At 68.0% G+C, this 21,270-nt stretch carries 20 protein-coding genes, 1 tRNA gene and 1 other RNA gene; 9 read left to right on the top strand and 13 right to left on the bottom strand.

The genetic code is table 11. The features are described 5' to 3' along the window. The first annotated feature begins 60 nt into the window (after positions 1 to 60). Positions 61 to 906 (top strand): DUF1684 domain-containing protein, encoded by an 846-nt coding sequence (locus FPZ11_RS03180; protein ID WP_146318305.1) that lies wholly within the window; start codon positions 61 to 63, stop codon positions 904 to 906. 6 nt (positions 907 to 912) lie between these two features. Here FPZ11_RS03180 and FPZ11_RS03175 read toward each other — a convergent pair whose 3' ends face one another. Further along, on the bottom strand, positions 913 to 2,223 hold the full coding sequence (locus FPZ11_RS03175) for an RNA polymerase sigma factor (RefSeq protein ID WP_146318303.1): 1,311 nt from the start codon (positions 2,221 to 2,223) through the stop codon (positions 913 to 915). Further along, on the bottom strand, positions 2,220 to 2,579 hold the full coding sequence (locus FPZ11_RS19155; RefSeq protein WP_168203725.1) for a YciI family protein: 360 nt from the start codon (positions 2,577 to 2,579) through the stop codon (positions 2,220 to 2,222). The genes FPZ11_RS03175 and FPZ11_RS19155 overlap by 4 nt, the downstream gene beginning before the upstream one ends. 235 nt (positions 2,580 to 2,814) lie before the next feature. On the opposite strand from FPZ11_RS19155, the gene FPZ11_RS03165 reads away from it, so the two are divergent. Beyond that, positions 2,815 to 3,318: a DUF3145 domain-containing protein gene (locus tag FPZ11_RS03165; protein ID WP_146318299.1), complete on the top strand. Its 504-nt coding sequence runs from the start codon at positions 2,815 to 2,817 to the stop codon at positions 3,316 to 3,318. A 196-nt stretch (positions 3,319 to 3,514) separates the two neighbouring features. On the opposite strand, the gene FPZ11_RS03160 is transcribed toward FPZ11_RS03165, so the two are convergent. The 6 genes from FPZ11_RS03160 to aceE all read right to left on the bottom strand — a co-directional run bounded on the left by FPZ11_RS03160 (position 3,515) and on the right by aceE (position 11,131). Continuing rightward, positions 3,515 to 4,753, bottom strand: coding sequence for a beta-ketoacyl-[acyl-carrier-protein] synthase family protein (locus tag FPZ11_RS03160; protein WP_146318297.1), 1,239 nt, complete (start codon positions 4,751 to 4,753; stop codon positions 3,515 to 3,517). Between the two features lie 94 nt (positions 4,754 to 4,847). Then, complete coding sequence (locus tag FPZ11_RS03155; RefSeq protein WP_146318295.1) at positions 4,848 to 5,096, bottom strand: acyl carrier protein; 249 nt, start codon at positions 5,094 to 5,096, stop codon at positions 4,848 to 4,850. Positions 5,097 to 5,143: 47 nt separating this feature from the next. Beyond that, positions 5,144 to 6,148, bottom strand: coding sequence for a beta-ketoacyl-ACP synthase III (locus tag FPZ11_RS03150; protein WP_146318293.1), 1,005 nt, complete (start codon positions 6,146 to 6,148; stop codon positions 5,144 to 5,146). A gap of 4 nt (positions 6,149 to 6,152) precedes the next feature. Then, positions 6,153 to 7,085, bottom strand: coding sequence for an ACP S-malonyltransferase (locus FPZ11_RS03145; RefSeq protein WP_146318292.1), 933 nt, complete (start codon positions 7,083 to 7,085; stop codon positions 6,153 to 6,155). Positions 7,086 to 7,190: 105 nt separating this feature from the next. Next, positions 7,191 to 8,393: a PucR family transcriptional regulator gene (locus tag FPZ11_RS03140; RefSeq protein WP_146318290.1), complete on the bottom strand. Its 1,203-nt coding sequence runs from the start codon at positions 8,391 to 8,393 to the stop codon at positions 7,191 to 7,193. Between the two features lie 11 nt (positions 8,394 to 8,404). Further along, positions 8,405 to 11,131: a pyruvate dehydrogenase (acetyl-transferring), homodimeric type gene (aceE, locus tag FPZ11_RS03135; RefSeq protein WP_146318288.1), complete on the bottom strand. Its 2,727-nt coding sequence runs from the start codon at positions 11,129 to 11,131 to the stop codon at positions 8,405 to 8,407. A 234-nt stretch (positions 11,132 to 11,365) separates the two neighbouring features. Here aceE and FPZ11_RS03130 point away from each other — a divergent pair, with 234 nt between their 5' ends. Together FPZ11_RS03130 and FPZ11_RS03125 are read left to right on the top strand one after the other, a co-directional pair. Further along, positions 11,366 to 11,833 (top strand): peroxiredoxin, encoded by a 468-nt coding sequence (locus FPZ11_RS03130; RefSeq protein WP_146322663.1) that lies wholly within the window; start codon positions 11,366 to 11,368, stop codon positions 11,831 to 11,833. Between the two features lie 45 nt (positions 11,834 to 11,878). Then, positions 11,879 to 11,951, top strand: a tRNA-Val gene (locus FPZ11_RS03125). A gap of 1 nt (position 11,952) precedes the next feature. Here FPZ11_RS03125 and FPZ11_RS03120 read toward each other — a convergent pair. The 3 genes from FPZ11_RS03120 to FPZ11_RS03105 form a co-directional block, all read right to left on the bottom strand. Next, the gene (locus FPZ11_RS03120; RefSeq protein WP_168203724.1) at positions 11,953 to 13,284 is read right to left on the bottom strand and encodes a M23 family metallopeptidase; all 1,332 of its coding nucleotides are present in this window, start codon (positions 13,282 to 13,284) and stop codon (positions 11,953 to 11,955) included. A 333-nt stretch (positions 13,285 to 13,617) separates the two neighbouring features. Continuing rightward, positions 13,618 to 14,109: a dihydrofolate reductase gene (locus tag FPZ11_RS03110; RefSeq protein WP_146318282.1), complete on the bottom strand. Its 492-nt coding sequence runs from the start codon at positions 14,107 to 14,109 to the stop codon at positions 13,618 to 13,620. Further along, on the bottom strand, positions 14,106 to 14,915 hold the full coding sequence (locus FPZ11_RS03105) for a thymidylate synthase (protein WP_146318281.1): 810 nt from the start codon (positions 14,913 to 14,915) through the stop codon (positions 14,106 to 14,108). The genes FPZ11_RS03110 and FPZ11_RS03105 overlap by 4 nt, the downstream gene beginning before the upstream one ends. A gap of 126 nt (positions 14,916 to 15,041) precedes the next feature. Here FPZ11_RS03105 and FPZ11_RS03100 point away from each other — a divergent pair, with 126 nt between their 5' ends. The 4 genes from FPZ11_RS03100 to rnpB all read left to right on the top strand — a co-directional run bounded on the left by FPZ11_RS03100 (position 15,042) and on the right by rnpB (position 19,335). After that, positions 15,042 to 17,237 (top strand): purine-cytosine permease family protein, encoded by a 2,196-nt coding sequence (locus FPZ11_RS03100; protein WP_146318279.1) that lies wholly within the window; start codon positions 15,042 to 15,044, stop codon positions 17,235 to 17,237. 36 nt (positions 17,238 to 17,273) lie between these two features. Beyond that, on the top strand, positions 17,274 to 18,086 hold the full coding sequence (locus tag FPZ11_RS03095; protein WP_146318277.1) for a Nif3-like dinuclear metal center hexameric protein: 813 nt from the start codon (positions 17,274 to 17,276) through the stop codon (positions 18,084 to 18,086). A gap of 69 nt (positions 18,087 to 18,155) precedes the next feature. After that, entirely contained in the window at positions 18,156 to 18,893 is a 738-nt protein-coding gene (locus FPZ11_RS03090) for a zinc ribbon domain-containing protein (protein ID WP_246846504.1), read from the top strand. A gap of 54 nt (positions 18,894 to 18,947) precedes the next feature. Continuing rightward, positions 18,948 to 19,335: RNase P RNA component class A (rnpB, locus tag FPZ11_RS03085), an RNA gene on the top strand. Positions 19,336 to 19,375: 40 nt separating this feature from the next. On the opposite strand, the gene ppgK is transcribed toward rnpB, so the two are convergent. Further along, positions 19,376 to 20,155 carry a polyphosphate--glucose phosphotransferase gene (gene ppgK, locus FPZ11_RS03080; protein ID WP_146318275.1) on the bottom strand — a complete coding sequence of 260 codons (780 nt, stop codon included), beginning with the start codon at positions 20,153 to 20,155 and terminating at the stop codon, positions 19,376 to 19,378. Between the two features lie 16 nt (positions 20,156 to 20,171). Beyond that, a complete protein-coding gene (gene map / locus FPZ11_RS03075) occupies positions 20,172 to 21,038 on the bottom strand; it encodes a type I methionyl aminopeptidase (RefSeq protein WP_146318273.1) in 867 nt (288 codons plus the stop codon). Between the two features lie 12 nt (positions 21,039 to 21,050). Between map and FPZ11_RS03070 the strand changes: the two genes are divergently transcribed. Then, a complete protein-coding gene (locus FPZ11_RS03070) occupies positions 21,051 to 21,248 on the top strand; it encodes an SPOR domain-containing protein (protein ID WP_146318271.1) in 198 nt (65 codons plus the stop codon). Positions 21,249 to 21,270 lie beyond the last annotated feature (22 nt).

Here is a 21,270-nt window from a genome sequence, read left to right as displayed (position 1 = left end):
GCCGGCGACGCGCTACGCCACCGGCCACCGCTCACGCGTCCCATGTCGCAGGATAGAGGGATGACCGACACCACCGCCGCCCCCGTGACCGATCCGGCCGAGTTGCTGGCCACCTTCCACTCCCGCCGCGAACTCTCCGTGGTGCAGCCGACCGGCAGCCTCGCGCTTGTGAACACGCAGTGGATCACCGATGCCGCGCCGCAGCCGGTGTGGGGCGCAGCAGGTCTCTGGGCGCCGCTCCCTGCTGGTGAGTCGGGCCTGAAGGTGACGGCATCCGCCGCCGACGGGGTCTCGATCGACGGTGTTCCGGTCGACGGCGAGGCCGTCGCGCACGGCAAGGACAGCGACGCTCCGAGCACCATCACGTTCGGCGACACGGTGAGCGGCACGGTGATCGCGAACGAAGCGGGGGAGTACGCGCTGCGGGTCTGGGACACGCAGTCCGAGGGCATCAAGGAGTTCGGCTCGATCGACGCCTATCCGTACAACCCCGAATGGGTCGTCCAGGCGGCCTTCACTCCGGTCGAGGGACTCACCGTCGGATTCGAGCACATCAAAGACGAGGGCGCCACCCGCGAGCTCGCCGTGCCGGGGGAGATCACGTTCAGCAAAGACGGCGTCGACTACAACCTCGCAGCGTTCAAGGCGGGTCGTGCACTCCAGCTCGTGTTCTCGGACGCCACCAGCGGTGATGCCACCTATTCCGTCGGCCGATTCCTCTTCGTCGCGCCGAACGCCGACGGAACCATCACGCTCGACTTCAATCGGGCGATCCTGCCGCCCTGCGCGTTCAGCTACGCGTTCAACTGCCCGATGCCGCCGAAGCAGAACCGCTTCTCCGTGCCCATCGAGGCGGGCGAGAAGAACGTGCTGAAGAAGGACGGCACACTGCTGCACGAGCTCTGATCGGCCTCAGGATGCTCGGCCCCCGCCCAGGGGGTCGGCTCCGGCCGCCCGCCGCACCAGTTCGTCTCGCTCCCGTTCGTTGGCGGTGAGGGATGCCGCAGCAAGGAACTGCTCGCGTGCTTCCGCCAGCAGGCCCATGCGCTCCAGCAGGTCACCGCGCACGGCCGGCAGCAGGGCATATCCCTTCATTTCCTTGACGGACCGCAAGGGCTCCAGCGCCTCGAGCCCGGCCTCCGGCCCATAGGCCATGCCCACGGCGACCGCGCGGTTCAGCTCGACGACGGGGGAAGGCATCCGTTCGCTCAGCGCGTCGTACAGCGCGGCGATCTGCTCCCAGTCGGTGTCCTCGACGGTCAGGGCGCGCACGTGGCAGGCGGCGATGGCGGCCTGCAGCGCGTAGGGACCGCGCTCTCCGCCGAGCGCGTCGGCTCGCCGCAGCGCCTCGAGGCCGTGCGCGATGAGCAGCCGGTCCCACCGCGAGCGATCCTGGGCGGCGAGCGGCACGGCGGCGCCGTCGGGTCCGCGTCTGGCGGCGAACCGTGAGGCGTGCAACTCCATCAGTGCGACGAGGGCGTGCGCCTCTGCACGATCCGGCACCAGCTCCGCGAGCACACGGCCGAGCCGCATCGCGTCCTCGGCCAGCACCGGACGCATCCACTCGTCGCCCGCCGTCGCCGCGTAGCCCTCGTTGAAGACCAGGTAGACCACTTCCAGCACGGAGGCGAGCCGCTCGTCGAACTCGGCGCGCTCCGGCACCTCGAACGGCACTCCGGCGGCGGCCAGGGAGCGTTTGGCTCTGGTGATCCGCTGCCCGATCGTGGCAGGAGGAACCAGATAGGCACGAGCGATCTCCTCCGTGGAGAGCCCGCACAAGACGCGCAGCGCAAGGGCGACGCGCGACGGCTGCGGCAAGACCGGGTGACAGCAGATGAACACCAGTCGCAGCAGATCGTCGTCGATGCGCTCCTCGTCGGGTTCAGGTCGGTCCTCGGTCCCGGTATCGGCCGCGGCGATCAGCGCGTACTTCTCAGCGGCGCGCTCGTCCCTGCGCCACGCGTCGATGGCACGACGTTTGCCCACCGAGGTCAGCCATGCCGCAGGATTGCGCGGGATGCCCGTGCGCGGCCACGACTGCATGGCCTCGACCAGGGCGTCCTGTGCGAGGTCTTCCGCACGCCCCAGGTCGCCGACCATCCTGGTGAGAGTCGCGACGACCTTCGCGGCTTCGAGCCGCCACACCGTCTCAATCGATCGTGCGACGTCCTCACTCACGACGGCTTGCGTGCCGGTCCCCGGCCGCTGCACCTCGTCTGTCATGTCGCGGGCTCCCCTCCGGCGTCCAGGATGCGGTGAAGCTGCGCGCACCCGTCCGTCGCCGGAATGCGCCTCGCCCACTCGAGCGCCTCCCTCTGCGAGTCGACCTGCAGAATCCAGAATCCGCGCAATGCATCCTCGTCGATGTCGTCGTCGCCTGCGGCGACGACGCTTCTGTCGTCCCCGTCGAACCACACGCGCGCCTCCGTGTCGTGGGCGGCGACCGCCCCGTCTGCCAGCATCACACCCGCGCGCACGAGGTGTTCGCTGAAGGCCGCCATCGCCATGCGCCGTTCCTCTCGCGTACCTGGGTCGAGTGCGCGGCATCCGGATGCCCGCAGTAACAGCATGTACTTCATTCGTCGTCCCCGCCCATTCCGTTCAGGCCCCAGCAGCGTCATGAAGACGTCGATCGGCGCGGGGCGCATTCGACGCGCGTTCGGATCGCGGCGAACGCCACGCGCCGGATGCCTTGTGATTCCCGCGTTCATCGGGGGATAATGCATCGGTCGGCAGTTGTCGGCGACGCCGCTCATGGCGTGACGACGTTCCGTGGTCGTAGGGGAAGACGCACCACGTCGAACGGAGGACACCATGGCGTCAATACAGGCTCGAGGAGTGCTCTACGTGCACTCCTCTCCTCGTGCGCTCTGCCCCCATGTCGAATGGTCGGCCGGGCGTGCTCTGCAGCGTCCCGTCAACTTCCAGTGGCAGGAGCAGCCCGTGCTGCCCGGCGCCCGCCGGGCGGAGTTCTACTGGGAGGGCGAACGGGGCACGGCGGCGCGCATCGCCTCCTCGCTCCTGGGTTGGCAGCACCTCCGGTTCGAGGTCACAGAGGATGCCGGCCTCGGCACGGACGGAGGCCGCTGGATCCACACGCCGTCGCTCGGAATCTTCCACGCCCAGACGGACACGTCGGGCAACATGGTCGTCCCCGAAGACAGGGTGCGTTACGCGATGGAGGTCGCAGGAGCGAACGCGTCGGAACTCGAGCGGGAGCTGAAACTCGCGCTCGGACAGGCATGGGACGACGAGCTCGAGCCGTTTCGGCACGCGAGCGACGACGCACCGGTCATCTGGCTGCACAAGGTCGGATGACACGCGAGAGGTTCCGAGCGGGCCCGCGGCGCAACTAGCGGTGACCGGAGGTCGATTCCCGGCCGCTGCGAACGCGAAGCGGGCCCGCTGAGGAACAAGGGGCGGCACACAGGGGAATGACGACGGCGCCGGGACGGATCGATGAAGATCCGTGCCGGCGCCGCTCACGTCAGACGTGGGGTCGGCCGCGTTGTCGTCAGTCGACGCTGCGGATCGCGACGACGGCATTGTGTCCGCCGAACCCGAACGAGTTCGACACGGCCAGTTGCGGTCCTTCGGGCAACGGCTGGGCCTCACCCGACACCGACAACGGAATCTCCGGATCCTGCGTCGTGATGTTGATCGTCGGGGGAGCGACGCGGTTGCGGATCGCGAGCACGGTGAACAGCGCCTCGAGGGCGCCGGTCCCGCCCAGCAGGTGACCGGTGGAGGCCTTCGTCGCCGACACCGGGATCGAGTCCACCCGATCGCCGAAGACGTTGCGCAACGCGACGTACTCGGCGATGTCGCCCACCGGGGTGCTCGTCGCGTGCGCGTTGATGTGAGTGACCTCGTCGGGAGTCGCCCCCGCCTGCGCGAGCGCGGCCGTGAGGGCGCGCATGGCGCCCTTGCCCTCTGGGTCGTTCGCGGTGATGTGGTACGCATCGGCCGTCACGCCGCCGCCGGCCAGTTCCGCGTAGATGCGGGCGCCGCGCGCGAGGGCGTGCTCTTCGGTCTCCAGCACCAGGCTGGCGGCGCCCTCGCCCATGACGAATCCGTCGCGGTCGATGCTGTAGGGCCGGGACGCGTGCTCCGGGTCGTCGTTGCGCTTCGACATGGCCTGTGCCGACGCGAATGCCGCCATGGTGATGGGGTGCACTGCCGACTCGGAGCCGCCGGCGATCACGACGTCGGCGAGGCCGGCCTGCAGGTGGTCGTAGGCGTTCGCGAGCGATTCCGTGCTCGATGCGCAGGCGGATGCCACGGTGCGCGCGAAGGCGCGGGCGTGGAAGTGCATCGAGATGGCCGCGGCGGGTGCATTGGGCATGAGCATCGGCACCGTCAGCGGCATGACGCGGCGCGGGCCGCGCTCGCGCAGCGTGTCCCAGGCATCCAGCAGCGTCCACATGCCGCCGATGCCGGTCGCGAAGTCGACGCCGAGCCGGTCGGGGTCGACTTCGGGCGAGCCGGCGTCCGCCCACGCCTCCAGCGCCGAGACGAGGGCGAACTGCGACACGGGGTCGAGCCTCTTCGCGACGGGGCGTTCGAGCACCTCCTCCGGGCGCACCTTCGCCTCGGCCGCGAACTTCACGGGCAGCTCGTACGTGGCCACCCACTCGTGCGTGAGGGTGTGCGTTCCGGATTCGCCGGCCATGAGAGCGTTCCAGCTGTCGACTGCGGTGCCGCCGATGGGCGTGCTGGCTCCGATGCCGGTGATGACGATCTTCTTGCTCATGTGTTTCCGAACTTAGGGCGCACTGAAGCGCGGATGCGGTGCTGAGTGAAAAGAATGTGGGCCGGTGCGGCCGCGATGGCCGCACCGGCGGGGTTCACGCCTGAGCGTTGACGATGAAGTCGACGGCGTCGCCGACGGTCTTGAGGTTCTTGACCTCCTCGTCGGGGATCTTCACGTCGAACTTGTCCTCGGCGTTCACGACGATGGTCATCATCGAGATCGAGTCGATGTCGAGGTCGTCTGTGAAGGACTTCTCGTACTCGACAGTGTCGGTCGCGATGCCCGTCTCGTCGTTGATGAGCTCGGCCAGGCCGGCCAGGACTTCTTCACGGGAAAGTGCCATTGGTTCGTATCTCCTTGAGGTGTCGGGTGACAGCAGAACAGTCTAGGTCAGGGCAGTACGACGACCTGCGCCCCGAAGACGAGGCCGGCGCCGAAGCCGATCTGAAGGGCGAGCGTGCCGCTCAGCTCGGGATGCTCGACGAGCAACCGGTGGGTCGCGAGCGGGATAGAGGCGGCAGAGGTGTTCCCGGTCGTCTCGATGTCTCGGGCGATGGTGACGGTCTCCGGCAGCTTGAGCTGCTTCGCGAGCTCGTCGACGATGCGCATGTTGGCCTGGTGCGGGATGAAGGCCGAGAGGTCGTCGGGCGTGATGCCCGCCACGTCGATCGCCTGCTTGGCGACCTTGACCATCTCCCAGACGGCCCAGCGGAAGACCGAAGGGCCGTCCTGGCGCAGGGTCGGCCAGGATGCCTCGCCATCGCGGAACTCGACGAGCGTGTGGTCCATGCCCACGGTGTCGGCCTTCGATCCGTCCGAACCCCAGACGGTCGGCGCGATACCGGGCTCGTCGCTCGGACCGACGACCGCCGCGCCCGCGCCGTCGCCCAACAGGAACGAGATGCTGCGGTCGGTCGGGTCGACGACGTCGGAGAGCTTCTCAGCGCCGATCACTAGGGCGTAGTGGGCTGCGCCAGCCCGGATGAGGGCATCCGCTTGCGCGATCGCGTACGTGTACCCCGCACAGGCCGCGTTGAGGTCGTAGGCCGCGGCGGGATTCGCTCCGACTCGCTCCGCCACGACAGCGGACATCGACGGTGTCTGGCGCACATTGCTGATCGTGGCGATGAGCACGAGATCGATGTCCGAGGGCGCGACGCCCGATTTCTCCACTGCTTCGCGCGCGGCGTCCGTGGCGAGATCGAGCGCAAGAACATCGTGCGGTGCCCGCGCACGGGTGATGATGCCGGTGCGCTGGCGGATCCACTCGTCGGAGGAGTTGATCGGTCCGATGAGGTCGTCATTGGGCACGGCCACGCTGCCGCGTGCGGCGCCGTACGACAGGATGCGCGTGTACTGGGGGCCCGTCGCCTGCTTCAACCGTGGTGCGGTCATGGTGTCACGCTTCGCTTTCTGCACTCGCGGTCAGCAGCTCGACTGCGGCCGGAATGTCGTCGGGGGTCTTGATCGCGACGGCGGGAACGCCCTTGAGACCGCGCTTGGCGAGTCCGGTCAACGCTCCGCCGGGGGTCAGCTCGATGAGCCCCGTGATGCCGGCCGTCTCGAAGGATGCCATGCAGAGGTCCCAGCGCACCGGCGAGGCCACCTGGCCCACCATCAAGCCGAGGTAGGACGCTCCCGAATCGACGATCGAACCGTCGCGGTTGGTCCAGATGGTCAGCTTCGGGTCGGCGACGGAGAAGTCCGCGACGGCACCGGCAAGGGCGTCCCTGGCAGGCTGCATGTAGTGCGTGTGGAACGCGCCTGCCACCTGGAGCGGCACGACGCGCGTTCCGCGCAGAGGTTCCTCGGAGAGCCGGGCGAGGGCATCCAGCGCCCCGGCGACCACGATCTGTCCGCCACCGTTGTAGTTGGCGGGCTCGAGTCCGAACCCTGTGATGTACTCGACGACGGCATCCTGGTCTCCGCCGAGCACGGCGCTCATGCCGGTCGGCGTCGCCGCCGCCGCGTCCGCCATCAACAACGCACGAGACCGCACGAAGCGCAACGCGTCGTCTTCGGAGAGGATGCCCGCGCCGGCGGCCGCGGCGGCTTCGCCCACCGAGTGCCCTGCGATCCCGCCGATGACGGAGTCGGGCGCCGCTGCACGGAGCGCGTGCAGGGCGATCAGGCTGGCGGCGACGATCAGCGGCTGGGCGATCGCGGTGTCGCGGATGGTCTCGGCATCCGACTCCGTGCCGTGCAGCGTCAGGTCGACGCCCGACGCGTCGGAGAAGCGCTCGACAAGCGCACGCGACTCATCATTCGCGAGCCAGGGCGCGAGGAAACCGGGGGTTTGCGAGCCCTGTCCCGGGCAGGCGACGACAATCACCGTACTAGTCTGCCAATCCTCACGAGGTGCTCCGTGTCGATCATGGATGAACTCCTGTCGGATCGTTTGTCGGTGTCGTACAGCGTCGACCGACCTCAGTGCCGGTCAACGTCGGCGCGTCGGCGCGTCCGGTTCGTTGATGGAGCCGACGATGAGCGCGGCCTGCAGGATCAACGCCTCGCGCGCGCCCGTGGCATCCCAGCCGATGACGTCCGTGACGCGCTTCAGCCGATAGCGCACCGTGTTGGGATGCACGAAGAGCTCCCGGGCGGTCGCCTCGAGCGAGCGCCCGTTGTCGAGGTAGCTCCAGAGCGTGTTGAGCAGTTCGGGGGAGTGCGCCTGCAGCGGACGATAGATGCGGCCGACGAGCGTGCTCCTGGCGAGCGGGTCGCCCGCGAAGGCGCGCTCGGGGAGCAGGTCGTCGGCGTGCACAGGGCGCGGGCAATTGCGCCAGGCCTTGGCGACGGCGAAGCCGGCGAGGGCAGCACGAGCACTCTTGGACGCGTCGACGAGTCCGGGCACCTCGTGTCCGAGCACGAGATGGCCGGGTCCGAATCCGGGTTCCAGCTGCTGGGCGATCTCCATGAAGCCGATCTCGCTCGACGGGCCGACTTCCTCGGTCTCGCCCGATCGCGGCTGCGCGCGACCGATCACGAGCACGAGACGCGATCCCTGCACACCGATCAGCACGTCCGCGCTCATGTGGCGCGCGATGCGACGCAGCTGGTCGACGTCGAGCTGCTTCGGCGCGGTGCCGACGAGCACGCTGACCTCGCCGTGCCCGTGCCAGCCCAGTGCGGCGATGCGGCTCGGCAGCTCGTCGTCGTATTCGCCCGTGAGGATCGAGTCGACGACGAGGGCTTCAAGGCGCGCATCCCACAGCCCGCGGGCCTCCGCGGCCCTGGCATAGACGTCGGCTGCTGCGAAGGCGATCTCGCGGGAATACAACAGGATGGCTTCGCGCAGCTCCTCGTTGCCCGCCGAGCGCACGCGGTCTTCGACGACTTCGACGGTGACGCGGATGAGCTGCAGCGTCTGCTGCAGCGACACGGACCGCAGCAGCTCGCGGGGTGCTGCACCGAACACGTCGGCGGCGATCCACGGCGTCGACCTCGGGTCGTCGAACCACGAGATGAACGACGTGATGCCCGCCTGTGCGACCAGCCCGACGGCCGACCGTCGCCCTGGCGGCATGTCGCTGTACCAGGGCAGCGTGTCCTCGAGCCGCTTCAGCGTCGCTGTCGCGAGCTCACCGGAGATCTTGCGCAACCAGGCGAGGGTCTCGTCCTTGGTTCTCGGCTTCGCCACGTGTGCGCTGCCTAGCTCTCGCCGCCGGCGACTCCCGTGGTGCCGGCATTCACGTCGAACAGCCGGTACCGCTCGATCGCCTGGGCCGGCGCGTTCGGGTCGACCTGGCCGCGTGCGGCGAGCAGCTCGAGCGTGCGCACGACCATGGACGGACCGTCGATCTTGAAGAAGCGACGGGCGGCGGCCCTGGTGTCGGAGAATCCGAAGTCGTCGGCGCCGAGCGTGGCGAACTCACCCGGCACGTAGGCGCGGATCTGATCGGGAACCGCGTGCGCGTAGTCGGTCGTGGCGATGAACGGGCCTTCGGCACCTGCGAGCTTGCCGGTGACGTACGGCACCAGCTTCTCCTCTTCGGGGTGCAGGAAGTTGTGCTCGTCGGCGGCCAGACCGTCGCGACGCAGCTCGTTCCAGCTCGTCACGCTCCAGACATCCGCGCGCACGCCCCAGTCGTTCGCCAGCAGCTCCTGCGCCTCGAGTGCCCACGGCACGGAGACACCGGATGCCAGCAGCTGAGCCCGAGGTCCGTCGCCATCAGCAGAGCGCAGCTTGTAGATGCCGCGCACGACGCCGTCGACGTCGAGATTCTCCGGTTCGGCGGGCTGCACCATCGGCTCGTTGTACACCGTCAGGTAGTACATGACATTGGGATCCGGGTGGTTTCCGCCGTACATGCGATCGAGCCCGGCACGCACGATGTGGCCGATCTCGTAGGCATAGGCGGGGTCGTAGCTGACCACGGCCGGGTTGGTCGCCGCGAGCATGGGGGAGTGTCCGTCGGCGTGCTGCAGACCCTCACCGGTCAGTGTGGTGCGGCCTGCGGTGGCGCCCATGATGAAACCACGAGCCATCTGGTCGCCTGCTGCCCACATGGCGTCGCCTGTGCGCTGGAAACCGAACATCGAGTAGAAGACGTAGACCGGGATCAGCGGCTCGCCGTGCGTGGCATACGAGGTTCCGACGTTGGTGAACGCGGCCATGGCGCCGGCCTCGTTGATGCCGACGTGGATGATCTGACCCTGCGGGCTCTCCTTGTACGACAGCAGCAGCTCACGGTCCACCGAGGTGTAGTGCTGGCCGTTGGGGTTGTAGATCTTGGCGTTCGGGAAGAACGCGTCGATGCCGAACGTCCGCGCCTCGTCGGGGATGATCGGCACGATGCGGTGCCCGAATCCCTTGACCCGAAGCAGATCTTTGAGCAGACGCACGAAGGCCATCGTGGTGGCGATCTCCTGCGTTCCCGAGCCGCGCTTCGACACGGCATACGCGTCATCCTCGGGCAGCGGGATCTGCGTGTACTTCGAGCGGCGCTCCGGCACGAAGCCGCCGAGCGCCCTGCGACGCTCCAGCAGGTACTGGATCGCCTCGTCGTTCTCGCCGGGGTGGTAGTACGGCGGAAGGTACGGATTCTCGGCGAGCTGGTCGTCCGTGATCGGGATGTGCATCGAGTCGCGGAACTTCTTGAGGTCGTCCAGCGTCATCTTCTTCATCTGATGGGTCGCGTTGCGTCCCTCGAAGTGCGGACCGAGGCCGTAGCCCTTGATGGTCTTCGCGATGATGACGGTCGGCTGCCCCTTGTGCTCGAGCGCAGCCTTGAACGCCGCATACACCTTGCGATAGTCGTGGCCGCCGCGCTTGAGGTTCCAGATCTGCTCGTCGCTGTAGTCCTTGACGAGCTCCAGGGCGCGAGGGTCCTTGCCGAAGAAGTGCTCTCGCACGTAGGCGCCGTTCTCGGCTTTGTACGTCTGGTAGTCGCCGTCCGGCGTGGTGTTCATGACGTTGAGCAGGGCGCCCTCGGAGTCACGGGCCAGCAGGTCGTCCCACTCGCGGCCCCAGATCACCTTGATGACGTTCCAGCCCGCGCCACGGAAGAAGCTCTCGAGCTCCTGGATGATCTTGCCGTTGCCGCGCACGGGGCCGTCAAGACGCTGCAGGTTCGCATTGATGACGAACGTGAGGTTGTCGAGGCCTTCGTTGGCAGCGACCTGAAGCTGTCCGCGGCTCTCGACCTCGTCCATCTCGCCGTCGCCGAGGAATGCCCAGACGTGCTGGTCGGAGGCGTCCTTGATGCCCCGGTTGGTGAGGTACCGGTTGAGCTGCGCCTGGTAGATGGCGTTGATCGGGCCGAGTCCCATCGACACCGTCGGGAACTGCCAGAACTCCGGCATGAGCCGCGGGTGCGGGTACGACGAAAGGCCGTCGGGGGCATGCGACTTCTCTTGGCGGAATCCGTCGAGCTGGTCGGCGCTGAGGCGCCCTTCGAGGAACGCACGGGCGTACGGGCCGGGAGATGCGTGCCCCTGGATGAAGATCTGGTCGCCGCCGCCCGGATGGTCCGGTCCGCGGAAGAAGTGGTTGAAGCCCACCTCGTAGAGCGCTGCGCTCGACGCGTAGGTGGAGATGTGCCCGCCGACGGCGATGCCGGGGCGCTGCGCGCGGTGCACCAGGATCGCCGCATTCCAGCGGATCCACGCGCGATACCGGCGCTCGATGTCCTCATCGCCGGGGAACTCCGGTTCGTTCTCCGGTGCGATGGTGTTCACGTAGTCGGTCGTGGGAACCATCGGCACGCCGAGGTGCAGCTCCTTCGACCGTTTGAGCAGGCTGAGGATGATCTCCCTGGCTCGTCCCCGGCCTTCCGCGGCGACGAGAGCGTTCAAGGATTCCTGCCATTCGGAGGTCTCCTCAGGGTCCGAGTCGATGTAGTTCACCGAGTACGGGTCCTGGTCGTTGACAGTCACCGCGACCTCTTTCTTTGTGTGGATCGATCGTGGGCGGCATCCACATCTGTCGGGTTGCGACAGCAGGCACACCGTAGGCAACTCTAGCCTCAGCCACGATAGCGGCGATGGGGGCGCGGAGCCGTCGCCGGTTCGGGTGCATCGGGGGAGCCGCGGTCTATGCTGTCTAACCGTGCGTGCCGCCGGGCGCGCACGAGAAGACCATGGATGTCCGCACCCGCGGGAGGAGTCACGGTGGCACTGGAGAACGACACTCAGGCGCCCGATTTCGAGCTTTCCGACCAGTTCGGCGAGCACGTCAGGCTCAGCGACTACCGCGGAAAGAGTTCGGTCGCTCTTGTGTTCTTCCCTCTCGCCTTCTCCGGCACCTGCACGGGCGAGCTGTGCGAGCTGCGCGACAACCTCGAGCTGTTCCGTGCCGAAGGCGTCGAGCTCATCGGCATCTCGGTGGACTCCAAGTTCGCGTTGCGGGCGTGGGCGGAGCAGGAGAAGTACGACTTCCGCCTGCTGAGCGACTTCTGGCCGCACGGCGACACGGCGAAGCAGTACGGCGTGTTTCTCGAGGACAAGGGGTTCGCGAATCGCGCGACGTTCCTCATCGATGAGACCGGCATCATCAGGGAGAGCTTCATCACCGCGCCGGGCGAGGCGCGCACGCTCGAGGCCTACCGCATCGCGCTCGACGAGCTCAGAGCAGCGTAGTCGGTTCGACGGATGCCCCGGCGTCCGCCGATAGACTGCACCCGCGGGCCTTTAGCTCAGTCGGTAGAGCGCCACGCTTACACCGTGGATGTCGTCGGTTCGATCCCGGCAGGGCCCACTCACGACTGGCCGAGCACCACATGGCGGTTCGCCATGAAGGGCATCGGATCGATGGCCGTCCCGTTCACCCGCACCTCGAAGTGCAGATGGCATCCCGTCGACTCACCCGTGCTGCCGACGCGGGCGATCGGCTCACCCGCTGTCACGTGTTCGCCAGGCGACACCATGATCGTGCCGTCGGAGATGTGCCCATATGCGGTCTGCACGCCGTCGGCGTGGTCGAGGAGGATGAAGTTGCCGTACCCGCTGTACGGCCCCGCATAGCTGACCACTCCGTCGGTCGCGGCCACGATCACCGTCATGCACGCCGCACCGATGTCGTCTCCTGGATGGAACACGGGGCTCCCTGCCGGCTGCGAGGGCCGCGGGCCGAAGATGTCCGTGATCGGGCCCCTCACCGGATCGACCCAGGTTCCCGGCGCGAGCTGCGAATCGTCGACGAAGCCGGTGTCGACGCCCGCGCTCGTCGCCGCGACCATGGCGTTGAGAGCCGCGTCGACGGATGCCTTCGCCGCGTCCACCGCGGCCTGCGCGTCATCCTTCGCTGCACGCTTCTCGGCGAGCGGGATCGCGGTCACTGCTGCGCGGTCCTCCCTCGCCTGCGCAGCCGCCTTCTTCGCGTGCTTGGCGGATGAGACGGCGCGTGCCGTCAACGTCGTCATCGACCCGTTCAGGTCTCCGAGTTGGGTCGCCGCGGTCAGTCGGTCCAAGAGATCACCACTCGCCGACGACCCGTCGCCCATGATCGCGCCGAACGTCGTCACCGCCGCATCGGAGTGCGTCTGGTGGAGAGCCAGCATCAGTTTGGCTGCGGCGGCCTTGGCCGCGACTTTGGCGCGTTCTGCGCCGGCATCGGCCGCCTTGTAGAGAGCCTTGGCGGTTGCAAAGGCGTCTTTTGCTGCGGAGTATTCGCTCTTCGCCGCATCCAGCGACGTCTGTGCCGCGTCGAGTGCCGCCTGCGCCGAGGTGACCGCCGATTGGAGTGTCGCGATCGTCACAGCGCTGACGCCGGACCCGGCTGCCGCGGCCGGCGCTGCATCCGAGTCGCTCGCGGAAGGCGTGGGGCTCGACGCGTCCGTGTGCGTCGGGTCAGACGTGTGTCCGGGTGTCGGCGTGGGCGAGCCGGACGACGGTGGCGGCGTGCTGGTCGCCGTCGGCGTCGGGGTGGGCGTCGACGTGGGATCAGGGGTTCCGCTGGGCGTCGGGGTGTCGCTCGAGGCCGGAGTGTCGCTCGGCGCGGGAGTCGACGTCGAACAGTCCTGGGAGCACTCGTCGGCACGTGCCGCACCGACGCCCGCGAAGGAGGTCGCCAGCAGCACGACGCTGATCACGGCAGCGCGTCTCAGACCCGCTCGCCGCCCCCGCGACCGTTCACGTGCCGACTGGATCGTCGTGACTGTCCGACTCATTCACCCCACCGGGCCGACCACCCTGGTCGGCTTCGGTCGTCATGAGTCTTCCACCGCTCGCGCGCGGCGACAACGAGATCGGAGGGGATTCCCTGGAAGAGACGCGGAGGTCACGCGACCTCTTCAGGCAATGGAATAATGGAGCACATGGTTGAAGCGCTGCTCTGGGGATTCATCGGACTGGTCGGACTCGTCGGCGCCATCCTGGGCATTGCCGCCGCGTTCCAGATGGGGCGCAACTCGTACCACGGTTGATCAGCGTCGCCGATAGCCGACGAATCGGTATCGGAGGCCTGTCTCCGAGGTGGCCCATCCCTGCTGCGGCTCCATTTCGGCCTGCACCCACTCGTCCCCGATCCTGGGGGCCGTCGCGTCGCCCGTGAACACTTCGTCGATCTCGGTGACCTCGAGCATGTCTGCGAGAGGCATCGCCTGCGCGTAGATCTGACCGCCGCCGATCACCCACGCGTCTCCCTCGACAGAAGCGACGGCATCCTCGATGCTCGATGCTCGTTCGGCGCCCTCTGCGGTCCACGACGGGTCGCGGCTCACGACGATGTTGCGCCTCCCCGGCAGGGGGCGGAAGCGCGCAGGAAGCGAGTCCCACGTCTTGCGGCCCATGAGCACGTCACCGCTCATCGTCAAACGCCGAAACCGCCTGCCATCCTCCGGAAGCCGCCACGGGATGCCGCCTCCGGCCCCGATCACGCCTCCGCGCCCCTGCGCCCAGATGAGTGCGACGGTCATACTGCGACCGCAGCCCGGATCGCGGGATGGTGCTGGTACCCCACCACCTCGAAGTCCTCGAAGCGGTAGTCGAAGATGCTGTCGGGATGCCGCGTGACGGCCAACCGCGGAGCGGGGAACGGCGCGCGCGTCAGCTGTTCGCGCACCTGGTTGAGGTGGTTCTCGTAGATGTGGCAGTCTCCGCCGGTCCAGACGAAGTCGCCGACCTCGAGCCCGACCTGGTCGGCGACGAGGTGCGTCAGCAGGGCGTAGCTCGCGATGTTGAACGGCACCCCGAGAAAGAGATCGGCGCTGCGCTGGTAGAGCTGACACGAGAGTTTGCCGTCTGCGACGTAGAACTGGAACAACGCGTGGCACGGAGCGAGCGCCATGTCGGGGATCTCCGCGACGTTCCACGCCGAGACGATCATCCGTCGCGAATCCGGGTCATTCCGCAGGGTCTCGAGCACCGCGGAGATCTGATCGAGATGCCGGCCGTCCGGCGTGGGCCACGACCGCCACTGCACGCCGTAGACGGGACCGAGATCGCCGTCGTCGTTCGCCCATTCGTCCCAGATCGTCACGCCGTTCTCCTGCAGCCAGCGCACATTGGAGTCACCGCGCAGAAACCAGAGCAGCTCGTAGGCCACCGAGCGGAAGTGCACGCGCTTCGTGGTGATCAGCGGGAATCCCGTCGACAGGTCGAATCTGAGCTGCCGCCCGAAGACGCTGATGGTACCTGTCCCCGTGCGATCGGACTTCGCGGTGCCGTGGTCGAGCACGTCGCGCAGGAGGTCTTCGTAAGGGGTCGGGATCGAGGCATCCATGATTGAAGATGCTACGTGCTGAGGCGTTCTCAAGAGCGTCGCCGTCGCCGAGCAGCGAGGAACGCTCGGACAGAAAATTGGTGTGGACAACGGTGAACAGTCGGCAACCATCGATAGGCTCACGCTATGGGCACCGACGAGGGGGAGCCGGCCGGCCAGGGTGAGCCCGAGCCTGCCCTGCGACGCTCGACGTTCGTGCCTGCTGCTGCACCGACCGGCACTCCGCCGGAGACGCCCCTCGTCAAACCTTCCGACGACCCATCGGCCACCGCTCCCGGAAAAGATGAAGAGACCCACGGCGATGATGAGCTCGCCGGCGCCCTCGAACACGAAGTCTCTCGGTTGACGGCGTCGTTGCCGATCATCCGTCCGGAGTCGCTCTTCATGCCGGTGGCGCCGCCGGAGCCGCCGTACGAGCCGCACAGCGACGAAGAGCGCGAGATCGCGAAGGAAGCGGACCGCGGCGACACGCTTGCAGCGATCGAACACCTCGAGGCGCTGATCGCCGTCAGGCGCGGCGACACGGCTGCCATCGCCGTCGTGCAGGCGGCGGCCCCCACTGACGAGGCTGCGGCATCCCGAACCGACCAGCCCTCCGATCGTCCTGCTCCACCGCCGTCGCTCCCGGACGAGCCGCCTGCGACGGACATCGCGGAGTCCCCGGCTCGGGTGGAGACGGAACCCGCCGAGGACGTGGTCGGCGCGCCGGCGCCGCAGGAGCACGTCGGCCTCGCAACCTCGGAGATCCCGATTCCCGGGGTGCCCGAACTGGACGCCGACGTCACGGACGATGCCGACGACCTCGTCGAGCCCGATTCACTGCTCGCGCCCATCGCCACGCCGCGCGTTCGCCCGCACGAAGACGTGCTCACAGCCGGCATGCCGGAGCCCATGCCGCTGTTCGCCGTCGAGCAGTCGGGCAGCGAGCCGACACCCCTGGAATATCGGGTCGGCCGCGCGAGCAGGCTCTTCTGGCTGTGGTTCGCGGCCGGGGCATCCGTGCTGGTGATCGGTCTCGGCGCAGCCCTGGTGGAGGCCGGGCTGAATCTGCTGCAGGTTCTGATCGCAGCGGTGCTCGGCATCGCCCTGTCGTTCATCCCGCTCGGGCTGGGCTCGCTCGCCGGCGTCTGGAGCGGGCAGCCGACCGTGATCGTCTCGCGTGCCACCTTCGGTGTGGTGGGCAACGTGGTGCCCGCCGTGCTCATCCTCATCGTTCGGCTCTTCTGGGGCGCTGCACTGCTCTGGCTGCTCGCCGTCGCCGTCGCCGACACCGCGGTCGGCGTCGGCTGGACCGCGGATCGCCCGCTCGTGCTGTGGTCGGTCTTCGCGGTCGCGGCGCTCGTGTGCATCGCGGTCGCGATCGTAGGCTACTCGCTCGTCGCCGCGGTGCAGGCGATCGCGTTGGTCGCAACGGCCATCCTCGCAGTCGCGATCGTCGTCGTCGCCTGGCCGCGGTCGGGATGGGGCAACGTGGGTTCCGCTGCATTCGGCCCGTGGATCGGCGTCGTCGAGGGCGCCGTCCTCGTCTTCAGCATCCTCGGGCTGGCGTGGGCGAGCGCGAGCGGTGACCTCGCGCGCTATCAGAGAGTGGGCTCGGCCGGAACGCCCACCGCTCTCTGGGGCGGCTTCGGGGCATCCTTGCCCATGCTCGTGCTCGTGGTGTTCGGCGCGGCCGTCGCCGTAGCGGAGCCGGGCGAGGCCGCGCGATTCGGGGCCGATCCGGTGCGGATGCTCGTCGACACGACCCCGCACTGGTTCGCGATCCCCGTGGTCGCAGCGATCGCCGTCGGGCTGATGTCCGCGCTCATCGTGAGTCTCTACTCGGGCGGCTTCGCCGTGCAGGCAGTGGGATTCCACCTGCCGCGCTGGGCCTCCGTGCTCGCGCTGGGTGTCGTCGCGGCTCTCGTGGCGGCCGGCCTCCTGATGGCCACCTCGGGCGTGCGCACCCTGGTGCTCGCCTATCCGACGACGCTCGCCGTGCCGATCGCGGCGTGGACCGGCATCTTCCTCGGCGACTTCGTGCTGCGACGGCGGCGGCTCGCGACCGACTCGCTGCTCCGCCGCGGCGGCGTGTATCCGGACTGGCGATGGGTCAACGTGATCGCCCTCGTGCTCATCACGATCATCGGGCTCGGGTTCATGCACGGCGCAGCACCGATGCTGCAGTGGGAGGGGTACCTGTACCGGCTCCTCGGTATCGACCCCGATGGGACCCTCGCGGCCTCGGACATCGGCGTCCTGATCGCCATGGTGCTCGGCATCACGGTCGGGCTGATCAGCGGGCAACGGGCCGTCCCCGCTCAGGAGTCCGCCAGCAGATGACGGCGGCCGCACCGCCATTCCACGTAGGCTCGCGGTGTGCCGACGATCGCCGAAATCCTCACCAGCACCGAACTCCTCTGGCCGGTGGCCGGAGCCGAACCGTGGGATGCTCCCGGCCTCGTCAGCGGCGACCCCGCGGCATCCGTCGATCGGGTTCTGCTCACCGTCGACGTCGTCTCCGACGTGGTCGACGAGGCCGTCGACGGCAGCTTCCAGCTCGTGCTGGCCCATCATCCGCTCCTGCTCCGCGGAGTCACCAGTGTCGCGGAAGACAGGTACAAGGGTTCTTTGGTCGCACGGTTGATCCGCGCTGGTTGCGGTCTCGTCACGGCGCACACGAATGCCGACGTCGTCACCGATGGCGTGTCCGACGTCTTCGCCCGCGCGCTCGGACTCGTGGATGCTCGACCCCTCGTCCCCGAGAACGGCACGTCGGGCCTCGGTCGAGTCGGCGACCTTCCCACGGTGACAACCTTGGGAGAACTTGCACGCAGGCTCGGCGATCTGCTGCCGCCGACGGCCGGCGGCATCCGCGTCGCGGGCGACTACCGGCGCGCGGTGCAGCGCGTCTCCCTGTGCGGGGGCGCGGGAGACGCCTTCCTCCGCGAGCCCGCGGTGCTCGGCTCCGACGTGTACGTCACCTCCGATCTGCGCCATCATCCGGCGTCCGAGTTCCTGGAACAGGCGAAGCTCTCAGGCGGCCCGGCGCTCATCGACGTCTCGCATTGGGCGGCGGAATGGCTCTGGCTCGAGACGGCCGCCGGGCAGCTGTCGACCGCATTCCCCGGTCTCGAGGTCGTGGTGAGCGACCTGCGCACGGATCCGTGGGACTTCGTCGTCGTTCAGTGACCGCGCGTGCGATGCGGTGCAATAACGTAGATCAGATCGAACAGACGGAGCCGCCGGGTTCCCTCGGAAGTGAGTGAAGTGAAGGCCGATCCCCGCGACCAACTCGAGCTGCTGCGCGTGCAGGAGCTCGACAACGCGATCACCCAGGCGAATCGCGCGGTCGCGAACCCGCCGCAGGCGACGCGGTTGGCCGAACTGGCACCGCAGCTGGCAGAGGTGCGCGACAGGCGACGAACGGCATCCGGCGAGCTCGATGACGCACGAGCCGAGCTCGCCCGTCTCGAGGCCGACGTGAAGGTCGTCGAGGCACGCGCTGCCCGCGACGAAGACCGCATGCAGCACACGGCGTCGGTCAAAGACGTCGCGGCACTCGAGGCCGAGATCGAGGCGCTCCGCAAGCGCCGCAACGACCTGGAGGACATCGAGCTCACCATCATGGAGCGCATCGAAGAGGTCGAGGGCACGATCGCTCGGATCGATGCCGACGGTGCATCGGTGGAGCAGAGCGTCGCGCAGCTCGAATCCGAGCGGGACGAAGCCGTCGCCGCCGCCCAGCGCAAGAAGGCGGATGCCGCGACCGACCGCGCGACGCTCGTCGCCGCCCTGCCCGCCGATCTCGTCACGCTCTACGACAAGCAGCGCGAACGCTATGGCGTGGGTGCGGCACGACTCGTCGGGGGAGTGTCCCTGGCCTCGAACATGAAGCTGTCGCCGTCCGACCTGGCGTCGGTGCATGCCGCGGCTCCTGACGACGTCGTGCTCTGCCCCGACAGCGGCGCCATCCTGATCAGGGACGAGAACTCCTGACCGTACCCCGCGCGCGCTCGGACGGCCCGCGTTCCGATACCCTGGAACACGGAACGGGCTGGCAAGACGGTCGCGTCGGCATCCATTCTCGTGATGGGTGTCGCCGAGGAACGTCCGGGCTCCGCAGAGCAGGACGGTGGGTAACGCCCACCCGGGGTGACCCGCGAGACAGTGCCACAGAAAACAGACCGCCCGCGCGTGCGCGGGTAAGGGTGAAACGGCGGTGTAAGAGACCACCAGCGACCGGGGTGACCCGGCCGGCTCGGCAAACCTCGTCCGGAGCAAGGTCAGACAGGAAACCATGAGGCTGCTCGTCTCGTTTCCGGGTAGACCGCTAGAGGGTCGCGGCAACGCGGCCCCGAGATAGATGGCCGTCCACGACGACCGCACCGAACGGCGCGGCACGTCCGGACAGAACCCGGCGTATCAGCCGGCCCGTTCCCTTGAACCCCGGAAGCCTGCTAACGGCAGCGGCGAGCCGACTACTCGGCTGCCGTGGTGCGACGGTGGTGGCCCCGAGCGGCGAGTGCCGCAGCACCGAGGATGCCGGCGTTGTTGCGGTGCACGGCCGGCACGATCTTCGTCTCGATGTCGATCAGGTCGCCGAACTCGTCCCAGTGCTTCGACACCCCGCCGCCCACGACGAACAGATCGGGGGAGAAGAGGAACTCCACGGTCCGGTAGTACTTGGTGAGCCGCTTGCACCAGTGTTCCCAGTCGAGGTCTTCGCGCTCCTTGGCGGAATACGCAGCGCGACTCTCCGCGTCGTGCCCGTCGATCTCGATGTGTCCGAGCTCGGCGTTCGGCACCAGGATTCCGTCGTAGATCAAAGCGGACCCGATGCCCGTGCCGAGGGTGGTCAGGATGACGAGACCGTCGACATCCTTCGCCGCACCGAACTCGGTCTCCGCGTAGCCCGCGGCGTCGGCGTCGTTGACGAACAGGATGTCGCGACCGAGTGTCTTCTCGAAGAGCTTCTCCGCCTCGAGGCCCACCCATTTCTTGGAGATGTTGGCGGCGGACATGGTGCGGCCGTTCTTGACGATCGCGGGGAAGCAGACACCGACCGGGTTGCTCTCGGCGTCGCCGCCGAGCGCGTCGAGAACCTGTTTGGTCACCTCGAGGATGCCGTCGGGTTCACCGCCCTTCGGCGTCGCGAGCTTGACGCGGTCGCTCACCAGCTCACCCGTGCTGAGGTCGACGATCCCTCCCTTGATCCCCGTGCCGCCGATGTCGATGCCGATTGCCGTCGTGGAGGTCATGCACCGAATCTACCGGTCAGGGGAGCGTCAGGATGTCTGCGCCTCGCTCGGTGACCACCAAGGTGTGCTCGAACTGCGCCGTGATCGACTTGTCTTTCGTCGTGACCGTCCAGTCGTCCGCCCACATGTCCCAGTCGTACCCGCCGAGCGTCAGCATGGGCTCGATGGTGAACACCATGCCAGGCACCATCTCGGTGTCGTGGGCGGGGGCGGAGTCGTAGTGCGGGATGATCAGCCCCGAGTGGAATGCGCGGCCGACGCCGTGCCCGGTGAAGTCGCGCACCACTCCGTACCCGAATCGCTTGGCATACGACTCGATGGCGCGCCCGATCACGTTGACCTGCCGGCCGGGGGCGACGGCCTTGATGCCGCGGTTCATGGCCTCGCGCGTGCGCTCGACGAGCAGGCTGACGTCGTCGGATGCCTGCCCGACGATGAACGTCTGGTTGCTGTCTCCGTGGAATCCGTTCTTGAACGCCGTGATGTCGATGTTGACGATGTCGCCGTCCTCGAGCACCGTGTCGTCGGGGATGCCGTGGCAGATGACCTCGTTGACCGACGAGCAGATCGATTTCGGATAGCCCCGGTAGCCGAGGGTGGACGGATACGCGCCGTTGTCGACGAGAAAATCGTGGGCGAGGACATCCAGCTGCTCCGTCGTCGTTCCCGGCACCGCGTGCTCACCGACGAGCGCGATGGCCTGCGCCGCGATGCGCCCCGACTCGCGGATCAGCTCGATCTCCTCTGCCGAATAGACGTCGCCGCGATCGTCGCGCGTCGGTCCCGGCTTGCCGACGTATTCGGGGCGGGGGATGTCGGCGGGCACGGGGCGTCTCGGCGAAACGCGACCGGGGATCAGATGGCCGGAGGAGTCCTTGGGCATAGGATCAAGCTTATGGCTGAGCCGTTCCCGAACGACATCGAGCACAAGTACTGGTACAACCTCAAGACCGGTCAGGTCGAGCAGGGGTTCAAGTCACCGGCGCCCAACCGAGTCGGACCGTTCGATACGCACGAAGAGGCCGAGCACGCGCTCGAGACGCTCCGCGAGAACAGCGCACGCTGGGCCGAAGAAGACGCCAAGGACTCCTGACGCGCCATCGGCCGAGGCACTG

The sequence above is a fragment of the Humibacter ginsenosidimutans genome, from assembly GCF_007859675.1.
GTDB lineage: Bacteria > Actinomycetota > Actinomycetes > Actinomycetales > Microbacteriaceae > Humibacter > Humibacter ginsenosidimutans.
The sequence above is the reverse complement of the archived record's forward strand: the minus strand, read 5'-3'. Positions and strand labels throughout refer to the sequence as shown.

Bases quoted from the DNA above. Each gene is read 5' to 3' on its own strand.
- FPZ11_RS03180 (WP_146318305.1), top strand. From the start codon at position 61: ATGACCGACACCACCGCCGCCCCCGTGACCGATCCGGCCGAGTTGCTG.
- FPZ11_RS03175 (WP_146318303.1), bottom strand. From the start codon at position 2,223: ATGACAGACGAGGTGCAGCGGCCGGGGACCGGCACGCAAGCCGTCGTG.
- FPZ11_RS19155 (WP_168203725.1), bottom strand. From the start codon at position 2,579: ATGAAGTACATGCTGTTACTGCGGGCATCCGGATGCCGCGCACTCGAC.
- FPZ11_RS03165 (WP_146318299.1), top strand. From the start codon at position 2,815: ATGGCGTCAATACAGGCTCGAGGAGTGCTCTACGTGCACTCCTCTCCT.
- FPZ11_RS03160 (WP_146318297.1), bottom strand. From the start codon at position 4,753: ATGAGCAAGAAGATCGTCATCACCGGCATCGGAGCCAGCACGCCCATC.
- FPZ11_RS03155 (WP_146318295.1), bottom strand. From the start codon at position 5,096: ATGGCACTTTCCCGTGAAGAAGTCCTGGCCGGCCTGGCCGAGCTCATC.
- FPZ11_RS03150 (WP_146318293.1), bottom strand. From the start codon at position 6,148: ATGACCGCACCACGGTTGAAGCAGGCGACGGGCCCCCAGTACACGCGC.
- FPZ11_RS03110 (WP_146318282.1), bottom strand. From the start codon at position 14,109: ATGACCGTCGCACTCATCTGGGCGCAGGGGCGCGGAGGCGTGATCGGG.
- FPZ11_RS03105 (WP_146318281.1), bottom strand. From the start codon at position 14,915: ATGGATGCCTCGATCCCGACCCCTTACGAAGACCTCCTGCGCGACGTG.
- FPZ11_RS03100 (WP_146318279.1), top strand. From the start codon at position 15,042: ATGGGCACCGACGAGGGGGAGCCGGCCGGCCAGGGTGAGCCCGAGCCT.
- ppgK (WP_146318275.1), bottom strand. From the start codon at position 20,155: ATGACCTCCACGACGGCAATCGGCATCGACATCGGCGGCACGGGGATC.
- map (WP_146318273.1), bottom strand. From the start codon at position 21,038: ATGCCCAAGGACTCCTCCGGCCATCTGATCCCCGGTCGCGTTTCGCCG.
- FPZ11_RS03070 (WP_146318271.1), top strand. From the start codon at position 21,051: ATGGCTGAGCCGTTCCCGAACGACATCGAGCACAAGTACTGGTACAAC.